The 18,924-nt window shown below is 41.3% G+C and carries 19 protein-coding genes and 1 tRNA gene; 7 read left to right on the forward strand and 13 right to left on the reverse strand.

The window, feature by feature from the left end; genetic code table 11:
• Positions 1-94: 94 nt before the first annotated feature.
• Positions 95-176, forward strand: a tRNA-Leu gene (locus FMM05_RS18925).
• A 56-nt stretch (positions 177-232) separates the two neighbouring features.
• On the opposite strand, the gene FMM05_RS18930 is transcribed toward FMM05_RS18925, so the two are convergent.
• On the reverse strand, positions 233-715 hold the full coding sequence (locus FMM05_RS18930; RefSeq protein ID WP_143374994.1) for a DUF1772 domain-containing protein: 483 nt from the start codon (positions 713-715) through the stop codon (positions 233-235).
• Positions 716-964: 249 nt separating this feature from the next.
• Between FMM05_RS18930 and FMM05_RS18935 the strand changes: the two genes are divergently transcribed.
• Positions 965-2,071: a metallophosphoesterase family protein gene (locus FMM05_RS18935; protein WP_143374995.1), complete on the forward strand. Its 1,107-nt coding sequence runs from the start codon at positions 965-967 to the stop codon at positions 2,069-2,071.
• 10 nt (positions 2,072-2,081) lie between these two features.
• Here FMM05_RS18935 and FMM05_RS18940 read toward each other — a convergent pair whose 3' ends face one another.
• Positions 2,082-2,942: an AraC family transcriptional regulator gene (locus FMM05_RS18940; protein WP_143374996.1), complete on the reverse strand. Its 861-nt coding sequence runs from the start codon at positions 2,940-2,942 to the stop codon at positions 2,082-2,084.
• Between the two features lie 85 nt (positions 2,943-3,027).
• Here FMM05_RS18940 and FMM05_RS18945 point away from each other — a divergent pair, with 85 nt between their 5' ends.
• Positions 3,028-3,972 (forward strand): NADP-dependent oxidoreductase, encoded by a 945-nt coding sequence (locus FMM05_RS18945; RefSeq protein WP_143374997.1) that lies wholly within the window; start codon positions 3,028-3,030, stop codon positions 3,970-3,972.
• 60 nt (positions 3,973-4,032) lie between these two features.
• Positions 4,033-4,986, forward strand: coding sequence for a polysaccharide deacetylase family protein (locus FMM05_RS18950; RefSeq protein ID WP_143374998.1), 954 nt, complete (start codon positions 4,033-4,035; stop codon positions 4,984-4,986).
• A gap of 106 nt (positions 4,987-5,092) precedes the next feature.
• Here FMM05_RS18950 and FMM05_RS18955 read toward each other — a convergent pair whose 3' ends face one another.
• Positions 5,093-5,926, reverse strand: a complete 834-nt coding sequence (locus tag FMM05_RS18955; RefSeq protein WP_143374999.1) for a ferritin-like domain-containing protein — start codon at positions 5,924-5,926, stop codon at positions 5,093-5,095.
• A gap of 26 nt (positions 5,927-5,952) precedes the next feature.
• Positions 5,953-6,711: a ferritin-like domain-containing protein gene (locus FMM05_RS18960; RefSeq protein WP_143375000.1), complete on the reverse strand. Its 759-nt coding sequence runs from the start codon at positions 6,709-6,711 to the stop codon at positions 5,953-5,955.
• A gap of 439 nt (positions 6,712-7,150) precedes the next feature.
• On the opposite strand from FMM05_RS18960, the gene FMM05_RS18965 reads away from it, so the two are divergent.
• Positions 7,151-8,182, forward strand: coding sequence for a LacI family DNA-binding transcriptional regulator (locus tag FMM05_RS18965; RefSeq protein ID WP_143375001.1), 1,032 nt, complete (start codon positions 7,151-7,153; stop codon positions 8,180-8,182).
• 51 nt (positions 8,183-8,233) lie between these two features.
• Here the strand turns inward: FMM05_RS18965 and FMM05_RS18970 are convergent, their stop codons facing one another.
• The 8 genes from FMM05_RS18970 to FMM05_RS19005 form a co-directional block, all read right to left on the reverse strand.
• Positions 8,234-9,556, reverse strand: a complete 1,323-nt coding sequence (locus tag FMM05_RS18970) for a serine hydrolase domain-containing protein (protein WP_185965631.1) — start codon at positions 9,554-9,556, stop codon at positions 8,234-8,236.
• Between the two features lie 117 nt (positions 9,557-9,673).
• The gene (locus FMM05_RS18975; RefSeq protein WP_143375003.1) at positions 9,674-10,498 is read right to left on the reverse strand and encodes a carboxypeptidase-like regulatory domain-containing protein; all 825 of its coding nucleotides are present in this window, start codon (positions 10,496-10,498) and stop codon (positions 9,674-9,676) included.
• Position 10,499: 1 nt separating this feature from the next.
• A complete protein-coding gene (locus FMM05_RS18980) occupies positions 10,500-11,240 on the reverse strand; it encodes a peptidase associated/transthyretin-like domain-containing protein (RefSeq protein WP_143375004.1) in 741 nt (246 codons plus the stop codon).
• On the reverse strand, positions 11,230-12,015 hold the full coding sequence (locus tag FMM05_RS18985; protein ID WP_143375005.1) for a carboxypeptidase-like regulatory domain-containing protein: 786 nt from the start codon (positions 12,013-12,015) through the stop codon (positions 11,230-11,232). Before FMM05_RS18985 ends, FMM05_RS18980 begins: the two co-directional genes overlap by 11 nt.
• Positions 12,008-12,754: a hypothetical protein gene (locus tag FMM05_RS18990; RefSeq protein WP_143375006.1), complete on the reverse strand. Its 747-nt coding sequence runs from the start codon at positions 12,752-12,754 to the stop codon at positions 12,008-12,010. The genes FMM05_RS18985 and FMM05_RS18990 overlap by 8 nt, the downstream gene beginning before the upstream one ends.
• Positions 12,747-13,505, reverse strand: coding sequence for a hypothetical protein (locus tag FMM05_RS18995; protein ID WP_143375007.1), 759 nt, complete (start codon positions 13,503-13,505; stop codon positions 12,747-12,749). The genes FMM05_RS18990 and FMM05_RS18995 overlap by 8 nt, the downstream gene beginning before the upstream one ends.
• 134 nt (positions 13,506-13,639) lie before the next feature.
• Positions 13,640-14,341, reverse strand: a complete 702-nt coding sequence (locus tag FMM05_RS19000) for a hypothetical protein (RefSeq protein WP_143375008.1) — start codon at positions 14,339-14,341, stop codon at positions 13,640-13,642.
• Complete coding sequence (locus FMM05_RS19005) at positions 14,334-15,062, reverse strand: hypothetical protein (protein WP_143375009.1); 729 nt, start codon at positions 15,060-15,062, stop codon at positions 14,334-14,336. Before FMM05_RS19005 ends, FMM05_RS19000 begins: the two co-directional genes overlap by 8 nt.
• 112 nt (positions 15,063-15,174) lie before the next feature.
• Here FMM05_RS19005 and pepE point away from each other — a divergent pair, with 112 nt between their 5' ends.
• Both pepE and dnaG read left to right on the forward strand, forming a co-directional pair.
• Positions 15,175-15,882 (forward strand): dipeptidase PepE, encoded by a 708-nt coding sequence (gene pepE / locus FMM05_RS19010; protein WP_143375010.1) that lies wholly within the window; start codon positions 15,175-15,177, stop codon positions 15,880-15,882.
• A gap of 72 nt (positions 15,883-15,954) precedes the next feature.
• The gene (gene dnaG, locus FMM05_RS19015) at positions 15,955-17,964 is read left to right on the forward strand and encodes a DNA primase (RefSeq protein WP_143375011.1); all 2,010 of its coding nucleotides are present in this window, start codon (positions 15,955-15,957) and stop codon (positions 17,962-17,964) included.
• Positions 17,965-18,250: 286 nt separating this feature from the next.
• Here the strand turns inward: dnaG and FMM05_RS19020 are convergent, their stop codons facing one another.
• Complete coding sequence (locus tag FMM05_RS19020; RefSeq protein WP_143375012.1) at positions 18,251-18,880, reverse strand: LuxR C-terminal-related transcriptional regulator; 630 nt, start codon at positions 18,878-18,880, stop codon at positions 18,251-18,253.
• Between the last annotated feature and the right edge of the window lie 44 nt (positions 18,881-18,924).

Consider the following 18,924-nt stretch of genomic DNA (forward strand, 5'->3'; position numbering starts at 1 on the left):
GCCTAAATTTTATTGAAAGCTTTTCTTTGATTATAAAAACTAAATTGTATATTTGCACCCTTGTAATGACGCAAGATACTATTTTAGTATACCCGCGGGTGTGGTGAAATTGGTAGACACGCCAGACTTAGGATCTGGTGCCGCAAGGTGTGTAGGTTCGAGTCCTATCACCCGCACAACAAAAAGCCTCTGATTTTCAGGGGCTTTTTTTATTTTTTGGCATCCAAATCAATCAGATACTTTGCTTTAGTGTATAAATTTTATCAATTCCCATAGATGAAAACACAATGCCTATAAGCACCAGTAGCGACCTTAACCAGTTCATTGAGCTCCATTCGGCGGCTAATCGTTTAAGTGTCTGGGTGTCGGGAAGTTTTTTCGACATGAACATGATATCGTTTCGTGGATGAAAATAGATAAAAGTAAATACATCTGCCGCGAAATAAAATGCCAGTGCAATTCCCAGAAATAACCTTACCGGGGGTGACCTTTTCCAAAACAGAATAAGTGATAATAGTGCAAGTACTTGAGTGAGCGGAGAAAATATTTTAAAGAAATCTCCGGGATTTACTGTTTTAAAGTACTCCCTTGTGGCTAGTACCGAATTAGGAATATCACTCTCAACTGCAACAGCATTAACTAAAGAGTTGTAAATATTTACAAACAGAATGCCGCTTGCAAACGATAGCGATGCGAAAACAATTATTTTTTTCATAGACTACTGCGTTAAGTTACCCAAGGTTGGTCGTAAAAGTTTCTGAATTTACAACATTTAATCGTAACTCGCTTGTAATCAAAATATATGCAATCTAATTTTTTTGTTTTAGCATAATAATCCTCAATAATACAAGGTTTTCATCGGGCCTAAATGTTATCAATAGGTTATAAATGCCAAAAAAGCTAAGGCTATTTGGCCTGTGGGCTTTATCTTGCGGCGGATAAATCCCCATTGCATATTTCACTTATGGCTTCTCAACAAAATAAAAAATACGATCGCCCGATACTTAAACTTTACCAGCCAGATGATAGCTATAAAAAACAACCGCTTCCTGCTCCCTCAGGCGCATATCCATATCATTTGGACGTAGAGAAATTTACAATGTTGGCACATAATAAATTCAGTTTTAATATGGTGGGCGATACCGGTGGGGTACGCTACCCGGACGGGCAGCAAAAAATAGCCGCTCAAATGTGTAAGCAAGTCTCGGAAGGTGACGCTGGAGAGCAGCCAGCTTTTCTCTACCATCTGGGTGATGTAGTGTATCATTTTGGCGAAGCGGAGCAGTATGAAAATCAGTTTTTTAAACCGTATGAAAGGTATACAAAACCAATTTTTGCCATAGCCGGTAACCATGACAGCGATGTTAACCCGGTCAACCCTGTGCCATACAACAGCCTTGATGCCTTTACAGCCGTTTTTTGCGATGCAAAAAGCCGCGACATACCTTTTAGTGCTGGCAAGCGTAAAAGCATGGTACAGCCCAATATTTACTGGACACTGCAAACGCCTTTGGCTAATATTATAGGCTTACACAGTAATGTGCCCAAGTTTGGCTATGTAGATGAAAATCAGCGAAAATGGTTTGTAGAAGAATTAAGAACTGCGGCAAAAGAACAGCCCGGTAAGCTTATAATTGTGTGCATTCATCATGCGCCTTACACGGCCGATTTTAACCACGGTTCCAGCCTGCCCATGATTACCATTTTAGAAGCCGCCTTTGCAGAAAGCGGCGTACTGCCCGATGCTGTTTTTAGCGGCCATGTACACAATTACCAACGCTTTAATAAAACCTATGCCAATGGCAAGGTGGTGCCGTATATTGTTTGCGGAGCAGGAGGGTTTGATGAACTGCATTCGCTGGTGCGCGAAGGCGACCCGCTATATAGTACTGATAGTGAACTGCTGGATAATGTATACCTTCAAAATTACTGCGACTCTAAATATGGTTTCCTTAAAATTACTTTAGAGCGTACAGCGAAAGGTGTCTCTCTAAGCGGTGAATATTTTGCGCTTAACAACGACGGAGAGGAAAGCAATACAGGGGAGTGTGCCGATACATTTAGTTATTGACACTTAGCTTTTAAGCTTCAATTGCTACCGCTTTCTTTATAAGTGCCTTTCTAAACCCGCTTGGGCTAATGCCTTTTTGTTTCCTAAAGAATTTATTAAAGTGGCTGTCATCGGTAAAGCCAAATTCGGCGGCAATTTCGTTTATACGCTTATCGCTGAATTTTAATCGGGCTTCTATCAGCGTAATACGGTGGTTGGCCGTGTATTGCTGTATGGTTTCGTTAGTGTGCTTTTTGAAATACTTGCCCAGGTACGTTTCAGAGATCCCAAAATAATTACTCATTACATCAGTCCGCAGGTTCTCCGGGCTGTAAATATTTTTTTGGATGTAGTTAAGTATATCCAGCGCTTTTTCATCAGTTTTTTCGCTGATATCGGCAGGCATATACTTAGCTATATTGCGCGCCACCACCACAATAAGCGTGTTTACAAGCTGCTGAATTAACTCCCTGTTGTACAGATCGCGGTTAACATACTCGCGTATAATAGCTTCAGTTATAGGCTTAACAAGGCTTTTATCGGATAAATTTTTAAGTATGCACCCTGGCTGATGGTTTGCATTGCTAAGTATATATTCCAAACGTTCTATATCCTCCGACTGAAATGCCTTCGACTTAATGTAAATATCGGTAAACTTCAAAAAGAAAAACTCGGTAGTGGTCTCAATTTCAAAAGAGTGGCAGTCTTCCGGGGTAATCAGGAACATATGTCCGGCATGGTATTCAAACTTGTTTTGGTTAATGCATTGTATGCCTGTACCCGAAATTATATACACAAGTTCAAAAAACAAGTGCTTGTGGCCTTCCTTTGGGCATTCGTCCATTGTTTTGTAAACAATTTCAAACGGCTGGTAAATGTTTTCCTTATTCATAACGCAAAATTACAAATAAAAGGAAAATTTATACCGTTTTAAGTTTATTTAACGGTATAAATTTGTACTATAAAATTAAATAATTATGAGAGCAATAGTTTTAAATAAATTTGGAGGCGTAGAAAATTTTCAATATCAGGAAGTTGAAATACCGCAACCTGCCGCAGGCGAGGTGCTGGTAAAAATTGCCGCACTTAGTGTTAACCCTGTAGATGCCAAGACACGTGCAGGCTATGGTATGGCGGGCAGGTTAAAAGACCAGTTCCCTTTAGTACTGGGCTGGGATATATCGGGTACGGTTATAAAAGTAGGCGAAGGTGCAACCCGTTTTAAAGTGGGTGATGAGGTTTTTGGGATGGTGAATTTCCCTAAACACGCCAGGGCTTACGCCGAATATGTAGCCGCACCCGTTGCCGAGCTTGCCCTTAAACCCACTAACATAAATCATCATCAGGCTGCTGCGGCCACGCTGGCCGCACTTACGGCATATCAGTCCATTCAACATACTCTTGGCAGTATACAACCGGGGCAAAGGGTGCTTGTTCATGCAGCATCGGGCGGTGTGGGGCATTTTGCCGTACAAATAGCTAAACATCTGGGCGCTTATGTAATAGGTACGTCGTCTGCCGCTAATAAAGATTTTGTTTTGGGGCTTGGCGCCGATGAGCACATTGATTATAAAGCACATCGTTTTGAGGATGTGGTAAGCAATGTTGATATCGTGTTAGATAACGTGGGTGGAGATACGATAGACCGGTCGCTAACTGTTTTAAAAGAGGATGGGCATATTATAAGCTATCCGGGCGGTGGCGGTACTGTAACCAGGGATAAAGCTGCCGATGCCGGCAAGACCGGGTATGTATTTATGGTATGGCCCGATGGAAATGATATGGAGGCTATTGCTAATTTGTTAAAGCAGGGCATTATAAAACCGCATGTATCTAAAACTTTTGATTTTAATGATATGAGAGCGGCCCACCTGCAAATAGAAAGCGGACGCACAGTTGGGAAAATTGTTGTAACACTTTAGATAAGATTTCATAATTTAGAATTGAATTTTGTCTTAAATAACCTGTTAAAACATAATAACATGACCAACAGAAGGAATTTTATAAAGCAAGCCGGTATTGCCGGGCTTGCGGGTATGGTGGCGCCAAACCTTGCGTTTGCAAAGGATAGCCCTGTTACAGCATCTTTGGCTACAGCCGAAAAAATAAAATGGGCAGATGGTTCACGCCTTGTGGTCTCTGTCTCTATGCAGTTTGAGGCTGGTGGCCAGCCTGATAACCCGGAGAGCCCTTTTCCTCAAAATATGGATAAAGGTTATAAAGACCTGCCTGCCGCAACGTGGTATAATTATGGTTATAAAGAGGGTATACCACGTATGCTGGATAATTGGGATAAGCTTGGTATTAAAGTAACATCACATATGGTAGGGGCGGCAGTACTTAAAAACCCGCAACTGGCTAAAGAAATTGTAGAACGTGGCCATGAGGCTGCTGCCCATGGAATGAATTGGTCGTCTCAGTACAACCTGTCTTACGATGCCGAAAAGAAGTTTATTAAGGATGGTGCTGATGCTGTTAAAAATGCTACCGGGTTTACAACTGTGGGTTATAATGCCAACTGGCTGCGTCGTGGAGAAAATACCCTTAAAATATTACAGGAACTTGGTTTTACTTATCATATAGATGATTTGAGCCGCGATGAGCCATTTATAATCCAGGTTAACAAAAAAGATTTTGCCGTAGTACCCTATACTCTTCGCTGTAACGATATTGTACTTATTGAGGGCAAAAATTTTAGTGCCGACCAATTTGTTAACCAGGTTAAAATGGAATTTGACCAATTGTATGCTGAAGCCGAGTTTAAACGCAGGCAAATGTCAATCAGTTTTCATGATCGCATAGGGGGGTCGCCGCAAATGGTTAAAGCCGCTCATGATGTTATTAGTTATATGCAAAAACAAAAAGGTGTTAGCTTTAAGCGTAAAGACGAAATTGCCCAAATGGCATTAAAAGATAAGACTACCATAAGGGAGTAGTTTTGTTTTTAATAGCTATTGCAGATTAATTTTTAGGCAATTAATAAAAAAACTGCCCGTAGGAAATAGTTCCAACGGGCAGCAATAATCAACATTGATTTTATTATTATACAGCGAAAAATACGCTTGCAATTTCTGTAGCAAGGGTTCCGCTAATAGGCTCATCAAATGATTCGGTTGTGCCTGTACCTGTTAATGCCGGGCCATTTGTAGCCTGTGCAGTAGTAGTGTTGTAACCGCCTTGTATGGTGTTTTCTTCACCATCATAAATTTGGTGTACCGTTGGGATATCAGGCATATTGCCAATGCTGTTGCCTACTATCCATCCTTTTTGGCCTCTTAGCCTACGGATTCTTGATGCGTGGCGTGCCTCAACAGAGTGTATCTGTAAAGCAGCAGTTAGCAAATCTCCGTTAGACATAAGGTTAGCTGCCTGTCCTTTGTATGCTCTCACGCCTGTATCTTCAAATGCCTGAGATAAGGCTAAGAAAGTCTGGTAGTTATCAAATGTATCAAATGTACCATTGGCAGTAAAATCAAATTCAGGTTTTGCAGGAGCGTCACCACCAAGTGCACCCATTAAAAAGCTAACGTGGGCAGCTTCGTGCTGGCTTATCTGTGCAATAATATCTTTTTCAGCGTCAGGAATAAGTCCGTTAGTGTCCAACGCTATCTGGTAAAATTCATCCTCTAAATATTCAAGAGTAAGCGCAAGTTGCAGTGCAGATATTGGGGTATCTGCCGCAGAGGCTAAAAATGCAGATGATGCTGCATTAGCTTTTTGCGTAAAAAACATTGATACAAGTGGCACAGCGGCTAAAGCGGTGTTAGCGCCAATTTTGCCGAACTGTGATAAGCTATCTCTTCTTGATCCTTTACTTTGCAGGCTTTGTATTACACCCTCATTAGTAAACGATTCTATAAATTTTAAGATATTCATAATTTCGTGATTTTAAATGTTAGTTATTATGGTAAATACATAGCTGTAAATGCAGTCTGGATAAAATCAAGAGAGCTTACTATCGGGATAATTTGCGATGGTTTCTGTGCTTTATCAAGGCCGTTAGCGTCTACAACATCATTTCCGGCAAAATCAACAGAGCCCGGGTTAATCAGATCCCTAATAGCAGATGCATGCCTTGCTTCTACCGATACGATTTTACCTGCAATTAGCAAATACTCAGGGGTAGTAATATACCTTCCTGCACCATTGTATGCAGATACTCCGGTATCTTCAAGCGCTTTAGCAGTATTAAGCACACTTAGCCTGTTGCTAAAGTTTACGCTGTCATAACTAAATTCAAGATTAGGTAATACCACACCTTCAGTATTAGCCAAAGCACCTGTTAAGGCAGCTTTAAAAAACTCACGGTGAATTACTTCGTGCCTGTAAAGATCTGTAAGAACAGATTGTTCTTCTGCATTAAAGGTAGATCCAAAGGTATTGCTGTTTACAACCCTTGTGTAAAAGTCGGCCTCAAGTTGCTCAAGGGCATAAGCGTAGGTAAGTATACCCGCATCGCCTCCGCCAAGGTCAAAAGTTCCGTTTACAATACCTGGCAGCATGTTAGGGTCCGGGTTTGTGCCTGTGTTGTCATCGTCATCGCTACAACCCGCAAGTAATAGTCCTGTTCCTGCAAGCGTAAGGCCGCTGATTTTAAGAAAGCTTCGTCTGCTGGCCAATCCTGTGGCTACTTGGCGGACTTCTACTTTAGTCTTTTTCATAATGTAACATTTAAGGTTAATAATTGTAAGTGGTGTGGTCGTGAATTCTTTTGTTAGATTTCAAAGTTAATTTTACATACGCAGCTTAATTGTTAATGGTTTTTAACAAACACTGTAATTTTTGCATCTTTAACAAATATTTAGTAAAATATTTTATTTTATATTAAAGCTATTACGTTTGATGGTTAGCAACTTACGATAAATAATTGCCGTTGGTTTAACAGAGGTTTATATGTGAACTTTATTGTTTAATTAACTTTTTAAAATTCAGGTAAATACATTATTTTGGCAAATTTGTATTATTTAACTCACACGTTTTCGTTTTAGTGATTAAGTGGAATTATGATTAATAGTTAAAAAAATCGCATTTCAGTAAAAACAACTATAAGAATTTCGTAAAATTTTCGTTTCTTTACCATACAAAACTTAATTAGGATATATGAGACCAAAAGCTACCTTAAAACAAATCGCTAAAGAGCTTAATGTTTCCGTGTCAACGGTATCCAAAGCATTGAGCAATAGCCCGGAAATCAGTGAGCCTACAAAAATTAAAGTGCAGGAGTTTGCCAAGCTTAAAAATTATAAGCCTAATAATATTGCAGTTAATTTAAAAAGCAAACGGTCTAAAACTATTGGGGTTATTTTGCCCAACATACTTAACCCGTTTTTTGCAAAAGTATTTAGCGGTATCGAAAAGGCAGCTAATGAAAGAGGATACAATGTAATTACCTGTATAAGTAACGAATCGCTTACCAAAGAAATCCATGCAATGGATATTTTAAGTAATGGGACGATAGATGGTTTTATATTATCTATATCAGACGAAACACAAAAAGAGCATGAGTTTAAGCACTTTAAAGAGGCTATTGCCGATGACCTGCCTATTGTAATGTTTGACAGGACCAGCGAAGATGTAAACTGTGATAAAGTTATTGTAGATGATTTTGACAGTGCCGTTTACGCCGTAAACCACCTTATTAAAACCGGTTGTAAAAATATAGCCCTGCTTTCTAACCTTGATAACACAAGTGTGGGTAAGCTAAGAGCCGAAGGTTATTTGCAAGCTTTGAAGGATAACAAAATTGCCATTAATGAGTCGCTTATAATGCGTACGCAGAGCAATGAAGAATTTGATGAGCAGTTCCCCTCTTTCTTTGATATTAAAGGTAAAAAAATAGACGGTATCTTTGCGGTAGAGGAACATGCCTCTGTAGCTGCACATAAAGCAGTTTTAAAAGGCGGCTTCAGGATACCCGAAGACGTACAGATAATAGGCTTTGCCGACGGTGTATGGTCGCGCAGGCTAACACCAAGCCTTAGTACCGTAAGCCAGCACGGCCCGGAGATAGGCGAGGCTGCTGCCGAGTTGCTTATTAACAGGCTTGAAGATAAAACTGAAGATGGACCTGACTACGAAACAAGAATTATTAAGACCGAATTGCGCCAGCGCGAATCGACCAGAAAGTTATAAAAAGCAAAAGCCGTTTACACAGTAAACGGCTTTTTTATGTTTTCAGCTTCTCTATTGTTTTGTAAAAGCCGTTTCAGTTCCGTTTTGCTTTAATACAAAGCCTGTGGGGCTAAACTCCATAACCACACCGGCTGCATCATGGCTAAAAGTAGTTGTGCTAAGTGGCTTAACATAAAAAGTGCCCTGCTCATCGGCGTGAATGCGTAATTCTCCATCAATAGCTTTAACATCTATTGTAAACGGTAGCGATGGCGTGCTGTATTTACCTTCGTAACCCAAAAGAATGCTGTTATCAACCTCCATAGTATTAAAGTTTGGGAAACGGTAAGGCAGCTTGTAATAGCAGCTTAGTATACCCTCTACAATAGCATCGAAGTCCATATCCTCTGCATTTACAACAAGCGAGAACGATACATTATCTTTAGGGTAGTACCCCAGTGTTGATGTAAAGCCTTCTATACCGCCATTATGGCCTATAAATTTACGCTCGGCAAACGGAAAATTAAACACACCGCGGCCATAACCCATATCCATTTTGGTCATTTCTGCCAACGATTCGGGTTTTATTATTTTGCCATCAAATAATGCCTTTATAAATTTAGTAAGGTCGGTAGGGGTGCTCTGTAAAGCGCCGGCGCCACCTGCAACGCTTTCGTGCCATTCTTCCCGCTGTACCCATTGGCCGTCTTTCATTGAATAGGAAAACGCCTCATTCTTTTTAGGGTTTATTTTGCCGTAATAATAGGTGTCTTTAAGCCCGGCCTTTTTTACAATGCGGCTGGCTACGTTTTCTTTGTACGTTTTTTTTGTAATATCCTGAATAATGTAGCCCAGCAGCAAATAGTTAGAATTGCTGTATTCTGCCTTTGTACCGGGATCAAAAGCTGCATCGTGGCTATATATTACATCTAAAATATCTTTGCGGCTGTGCAGTTTAGTAATGTCTTTTACAATAATGCTGTCTTTTGTATAATTAAAAATGCCACTTTTGTGGTACAGCATATCGCTTATCGTGATATTTTCAGCATTTTTTATTTTTGGCAAGTATTCACTTAGCTTTGTATCAAGCTTTAGCTTTTTTTCCTCGATCAATTGAAAAATAATAGCCGACGTAAACATTTTGGTTATTGAGCCAACCTTGTATTTGGTATCAGGTGTTGCAGGGACCTTGTTGGTAAGATCGGCAAAACCGTAAGCTTTTTCAAAAACAACCTTATCTTTATCGCGTATGCTAACCGACCCCATAAACTTGTTGTTAGCATACAAATAGTTTAAGAGGCTGTCTGTCTTTTCAAATTTACCGCCTTCAGGCTGCTGTGCCATAGCCGACAGCGTAAGGATAAAAGTAAGTAAGGATAAAAAAGCTTTTTTCATTTCACGGAATCCCATTAAAGTTTAACTATGTAGTAACGTGTTTTAATTTGTATTTATTACGTAAAATAACGTTCAATACATATCCTGAAATCCTCGTGTTGAGGACGATTCTCAAAATTACTGCTTATTTTTTAAATACTCTTTAGATTTTGTAACAAGGTAATCTGTGAGTTCAAATTCTTTTTTGGGATCGAGAAGTGTTTTTGCCTCATCGCCGCTATCTGCAAAATTAAGAAAGGCTGCAATCTCGTCTTTGGGAATTTTAAGGGCTTCGGTAAAAAAGTTATAAGTAAACCGCTCTTTTGCTACATCGGCAAAAGTTTTCTGTCCCTCTGTAGAATATACGTCCCCACGGTCTTTTTTAGTCTTTTTGTCCTTTTTAATATAAAGCCTGTAAATACGGGCCAGGTCTAAACCGCGCAAAGGGTGCATAGATCCCGGCAACGCCCCGTTTACAACTTCATCAACCTTATATTCTACAGGTTTAAATTTCATCTCGGTGTAGGTGCTTTTAAGGTCTGTCCCCTGCACGCCCGATGTTATGGCATTGGTCTTTGTGTTCTTACTTACAGTGTTGAGGTCGCCAATCATGCGGGTGGGTAATATTACCACCTCATCGAGCACAATTACATTGGTATTGAGTTTTATGGCAAGCTGAGCCTGGCTAAAATCGCTTTCTTTAAGCACCAACCTTGCCGTGTGGAATGAAACGCTTGAGAATATGAGCGTATCTGTAGCGCGTGCGTATAACGTAAATAAACCTTTCTCATCGGTTACAGCGGCAATGCGTGAGCTTATATTATTTACCGTGATGTTATCAACGGCAAGGGAGTCGGCTACCACTTTGCCATGCAATATTTGCCTGGGTTCTGACTTTTGGGCGAAAGCTATTAATGAATTTAAAAATAGGAATGTAACCCAGAGTACTTTAAAGTATTTCATATCATTGCCCGTTTTTAAGATATTCTACACTTTTATCGCTAAGATAGGCCACCAATTTAAACTCGTTGCGCGGGTTAAGCAATACCCTTACGGCCTCCCCTTGATCGCAATAGTTTAAGAACTCCGGTATATTCTCTTTTTTTATTTTGAGGGTCTCTACAAAATAGGCATCGCTGTACAGTTCGCGCACAGCATCGGCAAATACCTTGTTGGTTATAAAGGTTTGCGCAGGCGGGGTTTTACGTTTAGGCGGACCGGTTACCATCCTGCCAATTGCAAGAAAATCCATACCGCGGCCATTGCCGGCAATACTGTTTATGTATAAGTCCTTATTGATTTGATGAACATCAAATTTAGCCTGCTCGGTTTCTACAATTTTGGCGTTTTTACTGTCCCGTTCTAAATTTCCGGTCAGGCCGGAAATAATAACCTCATCCAGCATTGTAATGTTACCCATTAGCCTTATCACTACCAGTTTTTCTTTAATATCGTGCTGCTTTACCTGTACGGTTTCTTTTTTAAATGCGATGCCCGTTACTTCTAAGGTATCGCCTACGCGGACATGTATGGCAAACCGCCCGCTATCATCCGTCACTACCGATGTTTTTGCCGAAAGGTTGGCAACACTAACATATTCTGCCTTAATGGTATCAGATATTACCCTGCCGCTAAGCAGTTCCCGTTGCTGTGCAAGTAGCAATACAGGCAAAAGCAGCAAAAGGTACAGTAGTTTAGTCTTCATTGGCAGAGGGTGTTGGGTTGGTTGAAGCATCAGTAGCTACGCCGCCTTCTTTTAAAAGCGCCACATATATAGGTGCAAGGCGCAGTATTTGCAATTTGCTAAGCTCATCGTTTTTAGAGCGGAGTGCTTCCCGGCAATCCGGATCTTCTACCACATAATAAATGAATCCTTTTATATATTCCTCAGGAATATGCAGTTCATCCCGAATTTCATAGTCGGTGTACAAGCCGTTAAATTCGGCAATAGCAAATTCTTTACGCTCAGTATCCAAGGCCTTACGGAGCATTTTAATACGCCCGGTAATTGCATTTATAATTGCATCGAGCGATATAGAGAATCCAAAACCAACACCAACTTCCATAGCACCGGCGGTATACAGCCTGCGCTCTGCTACGGTGCGCCGCAATTGGTTTTTAGGCACAAGCCCAAGCGACTCTGATGTTACGGTTTGCTCTATAACCACCTCGTTAAGCTCGTAGGATTTAGGGTTAACAGCCATTACAAATGGGACTTCCTTAAAGGTAAAATCGTTAACCGCAAACTCCCGGATATCAGTCCGGTCGCTATACACCACAAGTGCGTCGCCTACTTTAACGGGCAGTGTAAAATTACCTTTGCCATCGGTCTTAACCTCGGCGCCCGTAGTTTTATTTATAACATACACCCCATTAGCTACTGCATTTCCTGCAATTACATGGCCTTGCAGAGGCCTGCGCTCCTGGCAAAAGGCATGCTGTGTTGCAAGTAGTAATAATAAGGTAATTATTTTATTCATGCTCCTCTAATATAGCCCTGTACTTAAGTGCAAGGTTGGCAATGGTTAACTTGGCAAGGTCATCATTTCGGGCTTTAAGTGCTGCAGCACAGGTAGCATCTTCAACGGCATAAAATATAAAACCCTGTAGGTAATCAGCCGGTATTTTAAGTTCGTCCCTTAGCTCCTGTTCAGTATATAGGCCGTTTATCTTTTCTATAGCAAGCACTTTGCCTTCTGTCTTTAACGCTTTTTTAAGCATTTTCGTACGTCCGCTTATCGCATTTATAATAGCATCGGTAGGGATACCGATACCAGGCGATGGCGGAAGGAACAAACTCGGCTCAAAATCAGCTGCCGTTTTAAGCCGCCTTTCGGCAGGTGTATACCGTTTTTGCCCCTTAGGTACCAATCCGAGCGATTCTGATGTTACCGTTTGGTTAATAACCACCTCATTAAGCTCGTACGACTTAGGGTTAACCGACATGATATACGGTACATCGGCAAAAGAAAGTTCGCTCACGGCAAACTCCCTAACCTCTGTTTTGTTACTGTATACCACAAGCACATCACCCGTCTTTACATCTATAGTAAAATCGCCTTTATCTTTGGTCTTAACCTCTGCACCCGTTTTTTTGTTGATGACAAACACATCGTTAACCACGGCATCGCCTGCCATAATGCGGCCCTGCAACGGTTTGCGTTCCTGGGCAAAAACCGGCAGTGTTATAAACAAAAGCAGGTACAGCAGTTTATTCATCTTCTTTAATAACCGTGAGGTAATCCAGCGCAAGCTCGTTCATGGCAGCGTTAATGTTGTCTTTATTGTTTGCTTTCAGGGCATCGGTAAGTTCGGCATATTCTACCGCATAATATAAAAACCCCTGAACGTAATCCTCCGGTATTTTGTAAAAATCAACAATATCTTTTGTAGAATACAGGCTGTTCAGCTTTGCGATAGCCGCTTCTTTCTGCTCTGTGGCAAGTGCCCTTTTAAGCATTTTTTTGCGGCCACAAACCATATTCATAAGTCCGTCGGTAGGCACACCCACGCCACCCGTACCCGTTAAACCGGTGGTAGGCCTGGCATTTGCCGCTGTCCTTAAACGCTTTTCACCACTGGTAAGCTGTTTTTGGTTGGCATTCACTAAATTTAACGATTCGGTAGTTACGGCTTCGCCTTCTACCACCACCTCATCAAGCTCGTAGGCGGTTACTTTAACTGCAAGCAGGTAGGGCTTATCTTTGAAAGACTGATCGGTTACAATAAAATCGTGTACTGCATTTTTGTTGCTGTACACGGCAAGTACATCGCCCGTTTTGGCAGATGTGCTAAAATTACCCACACCATCCGTCTTGGTCTCTACGCCGGTTTGCTTGTTAATAACAAATACGCCTGCTATAGGCGCTTGGGTATTTTCGGCATCTACTACGCGGCCGGTAAGGGTTTTACGATCCTGCGCCATTAGGGGCAGCGTAATAAACAATAGTATAAAAAATATCTTATTCATTGGGTTGGTGCAGCTTTACATATTGGGCTGCAATGTCTATCATCAATAACCTTACCAATAGCTTTTTAACGTCAGTAATTGACTACTTTGAACGCGAAATTTACATTCTGCAAAAGCATAGCAGTTAGCTGAAATTACTCTTTAATTACGGAGAGATATTGCCTGCTAAGGTCTATTAGTTTTAGTTTAACTAACGATTCGTTATTGCCTTTAACCGTTTCGGCAAGGTCTTTATTATCGGCAGCATAAAACATAAAAGCCTTTACTTTATCGGCAGGGATGCCAAATTCCGTGGTAACCTCCTCTTCGGTATACATTCCGTTAAGGTATTCTATCAAGCTGACTTTTTTCTCGGTTTCTGCTGCTTTCTTCAGCATTTTGGTGCGGCCGCTAATGGCGTTAAAAAGGGCATCGGTACCGTCTTCGGCAGTAAAGAGCTTTTTTTCGGCAGGGGTGTATTGCTTTTGGTCTTTAGGTACAATACCCAAGCTCACACTGTTTATGGTACTGCCCTCTACAACAACCTCCTCCAGTTCATACGCATTTAAATTTATCGATACCACATATGGCACCTCTTTAAAACTGGCATCGCTAATTGCAAACTGGCGTACTTCGGTCTTGGCGCTGTAAACCACAATAACATCTCCAGCCTTGGCCTGTATGTTAAAGTTACCTAAAGCATCGGTTTTTGTTTCGGCAGCCGTTGCCTTGTTTATCACAAACACATCGGGTACTGCCATATCGCCGCTAACCACACGTCCTTGTAACGCCTTGCGCTCCTGGCTGATGGCAGGCAGGCTTACCAACAATAATAATATGTGCAGCAATTTACTCATTTTCGTTAATAAGGCCAAGGTATTTAGTTGCCAGGCCGGCCATTAAAAATTTGGCCATATTTTCGTTTTTAGCATTTATGGCGTTGGCAAAATACTTGTTTTCTACAATGTAGTACACAAAACCCCTCACATAATCGGCAGGAATCTTAAACTGGGCAACAATATCTTCCTCAGTATAAATGTAGTGAATTTTCTCCATCAAATCTTCCTTCTTCTCAATATCAGCAGCCTTTTGCAGCATCGCGGTACGCCCGGAGAACATATTAATAATGGGGTCCAGCCCCATTGGGTTCATCCTGAATTTTGATGCCGTTGCCAGTTTTTTCTCGGCAGGTGTATACTGCGTTTGCCCCACAGGAACAAGCCCCAGCGATTCGGCATTAATATGGCTGTAATCAACAATTATAAGTTCACTAAGTTCACGGCTCTGAATTTCGAGCGGTACGATAAGCAGGCTTACATCAAAATGTTCTTCGGTTAGCGCTACACTTTTAGGAGCAAACTGCACCGCAGAAACTACCAGCGTATCGCACGGCTGTGCCTCGATGGTAAAATAACCGCCTTGGGTAGTGATTACAGCATGTTCAGTTGATTTATTAATGATGTAAATGCCTTCAAGCGCATCAAAATCTGAGATTACTTTGCCGTTAAGAGGTTTGCGGCCTTGTGCAAAAAGTGTGGTGGTTAGGACTAACAGCAGTAGCAGGAGACTATTTTTCAAGAATTTAATAATTTGGCGATTGATGATCTGTAAAATAAGGCAGGTTAAAAAACATCTGTCTCCCCCTGCATAAAAATTTTTAACTTTACCTTTTCTTACACTAACTTAACGAATGAAAAAACTAATTATTGCAAGTACCAGTACTTTGCACGGCGGCAATTACTTAGAATATTTATTACCGGCGCTGCAGGATCATTTTAAAAACTGCAAATCGCTGGTGTTTATACCCTACGCCAGGCCGGGGGGAATTAGCTATGACGACTATACAAAACGCGTAGCCGACTTTTTTACAAAATTAAACATTACTGTAAAAGGCGCACACGAATTTGCCGACCCCATAGCTGCGTTAACCGACGCTGAGGCCGTGTTTACCGGCGGTGGCAATACTTTTTTACTGGTTACCCAGCTTTACAAAACCGGTGTAATGACCGCCCTTGATAAAGCCATTCAAAATGGCATACCTTACTTAGGCAGCAGCGCAGGCAGCAATATTTGCGGCCTTACTATGCAAACCACTAATGATATGCCTATTATTTACCCGCCAAGTTTTACCACATTAGGCGCGGTGCCGTTTAACCTAAATCCGCATTATTTAGACCCACAGCCGGGTTCTACCCACATGGGCGAGACGCGTGAGACCCGCATTAAGGAATTCCATCAATTCAACACACAGCCCGTTTTAGGCTTACGCGAAGGCAGCTGGCTGGATGTTAAAGGCAATACAATTTTACTTAAAGGCGATCTGCCGGCAAGGCTGTTCCGTCAAAATGCCGAACCGGAAGAACTGGAAGCGGGGAGCGATTTGAGTGGGTTGAAGTAATGTTAATACGTTTCATGTACCTAAAAAACGTGTAACTTTGCGGCTTTGTAACTTTGCAACTCCTACTAAGATTTGATCTCTAAAAACACCATAGATACTGTATTTGAAACTGCCCGTGTAGAGGAGGTAATCGGCGATTTTGTAGTATTAAAAAAGTCGGGTACTAACTACAAGGGCCTAAGTCCGTTTAGTAATGAGCGGTCACCGTCGTTTATGGTATCGCCGGTAAAACAGATATGGAAAGATTTCAGTAGCGGGAAAGGCGGTAATAGTGTGGCTTTTTTAATGGAACACGAACACTTTTCGTACCCTGAAGCCATTCGATACCTTGCCAAAAAATACAATATAGAAATAGAGGAAACTGAGCAAAGCGAACAGCAAAAGGAGCAGGCTAACGAAAAAGAAAGCATGTATCTGGTATCTGAATTTGCACAGAAGTACTTTAATACTACCATGCTTACTACCGATGAGGGACAGGCCATAGGCTATTCCTACTTTAAAGAGCGCGGCTTTACTGCCGATACCATTAAAAAATTCGGGTTGGGTTATTCGCCTGAAGAATGGGATGCTTTTACCAAAGAAGCACTTGGCAAAGCCTATAAATTAGAATATTTAGAGAAAACCGGCTTTACCATAGTTAGGGAAGACGGCAGGCATATAGACCGATTTCGTGGCCGTGTAATGTTCCCTATACAAAGTATGAGTGGTCGTGTGCTGGGCTTTGGAGGGCGTATACTGGGTAATGATAAAAAAGCAGCAAAGTATCTAAATTCCCCTGAAAGCGACATCTACCACAAGAGCAAGGTGCTGTACGGTATATTTCATGCCAAGCAGGAAATCGCTAAGAAAGACAATTGCTACCTTGTTGAAGGCTATACCGACGTAATACAAATGCACCAGGCGGGTATAGAGAACGTTGTTGCAAGTAGCGGAACGGCGTTAACGCCCGACCAGATCAGGTTAATCAACCGGCTTAGCAAAAATATTACCGTATTGTTTGATGGCGATGCTGCCGGGCTTCGTGCTTCCATCCGGGGTATCGACCTGATATTGGAAGAGGGCATGAACGTAAAGGTATGCACGTTTCCTGACGGTGACGACCCTGATAGCTTTGCAAAGAAAACCCCGCATGACGAACTGATAAAATACCTTGACGAAAACGCGAAGGATTTCATACAGTTTAAGGCATCGCTCTTAATGGATGAAGCCAAGAACGACCCGGTTAAAAAAGCAGGGCTTATACGCGATATGGTAAGCTCTATAGCCAAGATACCGGACAGGATTCAGCGTGAAGTGTACATTCAGGAATGTGCACGTATTATGGATATATCCGAACAGGTACTGGCAAGTACACTGGCGCAATTGGTATCAAAAGAAATTGCTGATACCGGTAAGAAGATGAAAGAGGAGCAAAAAGCTAACGCCATGCGCCCCGTACCTAATGAAGAGGATTATTTTGACCCATCCATGCCACCCGACCAGCAACAGGAACGCATTAATATACTGGAGGGGCTGGAACGCCGCATGATTGAGATATTGCTCTTATATGGTGGTACTGTGCAGGAATTTGAAGACGTGTACATTAAGTTTGACGAATTTGGTAAGGAACACGAGCATAGCGAGAAGAAAGAATACAAAGTATACGAACGTATATACCTAAACCTTCAGGAAGACGAGATACAGTTTACCAACCCGGTATTTAGGGATATTTATAAGGCGGCTATAGATCATTATCATGCCCACCAGGAAATGAATGTAGATGTGTTTATGAATACTCTTGAACCGGAACTGCAATATGTAGCCACAGATATCTTTATGCAGGATGAAAAATATAACCTTCACGACTGGGAAGAGAAAAAACAGATACCTGTTAAAGACAAGAATATGTCGGTTGCCCAGTACACCAATGAGCATATTGTTGATTTACGCTGGTTGCTGCTTGGCAGGCTTATACAAGACCTTAAAATGCAGGTAAGCCCTGATGCGGATAATATGGAAATACTAATGAGCGTAAACGATTACAATACATTGGTTAACTATTTATCGCGTAAAATAAACAGGCTTAGGAGCAGCTTTTTTTAAAGCCATTTTGCTACTAATTTCTTCAGGACCGTCCTTAGTGGCACGACTGAGCAACTCCACACGTAAATAAATAATGAGACTGCCGCGCTTCATTGCATTTCGCTCGCAGTGACAGTGCTGTGAAAAGGTGTTATCTTTTTATAATAAAACACAAAAACGCCCCGGTAGTGATTCGGGGCGTTTTGTCTTTTTCGTAAGGTTACCTAAGGCCGAAGCCTTTGGTAGCTTTTTAGTCCTTTTCTAATCTTTTTAGGTAGTTGTTTGTTCAGGTAGTGGTAATTTTAATTTAAACAATATCCAGTGTTTTTGCTTTGTTCACCAAGTCTACAAGGTTTGTAACGTGCAGTTTTGTTAGCAGTCGCAGTTTGTAAGTACTAATTGTTTTTTCATTAAGCTCCAGTAGCCTGGCAATCTCTTTGTTCTTTTTACCTTCACTAAGGTAGCGCAGTACTTCGATCTCGCGTGATGAAAGTTTGCGGTACAATCTTTCAGATTTTTTACCTTTGTTAAGCAGGGCAAGGTTCTTTTTAACGGTGTCGCTAAATACTACTTCGCCTTCATTCACTTTCTTAATAGCACTTTCAAGCTCCTCCATTTTGGCGCTTTTGTGCACATAGGCCGATACTCCGGCTTTTAATGCATTGGGGGCATAAATTTGTTCGGCAAGGTTGGTAAATATAATAACCTTGGTTTCGGGAAATTCCTTAATTAGTGATTTAACAGAACTAATACTGGTAAGGCCATCTAACTCAAGGTCTACTACGGCAACATCTACCGTTTTTTTGCTCAGGACATCTAACAGATTATCCAGGTTATTTACCACCCCTACAAAACTAATCTGCGGATTATCGCTAAAATACGACTTCATCCCATAATGCACAACAGGATGGTTATCCGCAAGGCATAATTTGATCATAATTGCGTTTTTTTAGGGTTTACATTTAAGTAAAGTTAAGTATT

Source organism: Flavobacterium zepuense (assembly GCF_007097145.1).
In the GTDB taxonomy this organism is placed as follows: Bacteria; Bacteroidota; Bacteroidia; order Flavobacteriales; family Flavobacteriaceae; genus Flavobacterium; species Flavobacterium zepuense.

What these genes read in the sequence shown, in the direction of transcription:
- FMM05_RS18930 (WP_143374994.1), bottom strand. Translation starts at nt 715, where the DNA reads ATGAAAAAAATAATTGTTTTCGCATCGCTATCGTTTGCAAGCGGCATT.
- FMM05_RS18935 (WP_143374995.1), top strand. Translation starts at nt 965, where the DNA reads ATGGCTTCTCAACAAAATAAAAAATACGATCGCCCGATACTTAAACTT.
- FMM05_RS18940 (WP_143374996.1), bottom strand. Translation starts at nt 2,942, where the DNA reads ATGAATAAGGAAAACATTTACCAGCCGTTTGAAATTGTTTACAAAACA.
- FMM05_RS18945 (WP_143374997.1), top strand. Translation starts at nt 3,028, where the DNA reads ATGAGAGCAATAGTTTTAAATAAATTTGGAGGCGTAGAAAATTTTCAA.
- FMM05_RS18950 (WP_143374998.1), top strand. Translation starts at nt 4,033, where the DNA reads ATGACCAACAGAAGGAATTTTATAAAGCAAGCCGGTATTGCCGGGCTT.
- FMM05_RS18955 (WP_143374999.1), bottom strand. Translation starts at nt 5,926, where the DNA reads ATGAATATCTTAAAATTTATAGAATCGTTTACTAATGAGGGTGTAATA.
- FMM05_RS18960 (WP_143375000.1), bottom strand. Translation starts at nt 6,711, where the DNA reads ATGAAAAAGACTAAAGTAGAAGTCCGCCAAGTAGCCACAGGATTGGCC.
- FMM05_RS18965 (WP_143375001.1), top strand. Translation starts at nt 7,151, where the DNA reads ATGAGACCAAAAGCTACCTTAAAACAAATCGCTAAAGAGCTTAATGTT.
- FMM05_RS18970 (WP_185965631.1), bottom strand. Translation starts at nt 9,556, where the DNA reads ATGAAAAAAGCTTTTTTATCCTTACTTACTTTTATCCTTACGCTGTCG.
- FMM05_RS18975 (WP_143375003.1), bottom strand. Translation starts at nt 10,498, where the DNA reads ATGAAATACTTTAAAGTACTCTGGGTTACATTCCTATTTTTAAATTCA.
- FMM05_RS18980 (WP_143375004.1), bottom strand. Translation starts at nt 11,240, where the DNA reads ATGAAGACTAAACTACTGTACCTTTTGCTGCTTTTGCCTGTATTGCTA.
- FMM05_RS18985 (WP_143375005.1), bottom strand. Translation starts at nt 12,015, where the DNA reads ATGAATAAAATAATTACCTTATTATTACTACTTGCAACACAGCATGCC.
- FMM05_RS18990 (WP_143375006.1), bottom strand. Translation starts at nt 12,754, where the DNA reads ATGAATAAACTGCTGTACCTGCTTTTGTTTATAACACTGCCGGTTTTT.
- FMM05_RS18995 (WP_143375007.1), bottom strand. Translation starts at nt 13,505, where the DNA reads ATGAATAAGATATTTTTTATACTATTGTTTATTACGCTGCCCCTAATG.
- FMM05_RS19000 (WP_143375008.1), bottom strand. Translation starts at nt 14,341, where the DNA reads ATGAGTAAATTGCTGCACATATTATTATTGTTGGTAAGCCTGCCTGCC.
- pepE (WP_143375010.1), top strand. Translation starts at nt 15,175, where the DNA reads ATGAAAAAACTAATTATTGCAAGTACCAGTACTTTGCACGGCGGCAAT.
- FMM05_RS19020 (WP_143375012.1), bottom strand. Translation starts at nt 18,880, where the DNA reads ATGATCAAATTATGCCTTGCGGATAACCATCCTGTTGTGCATTATGGG.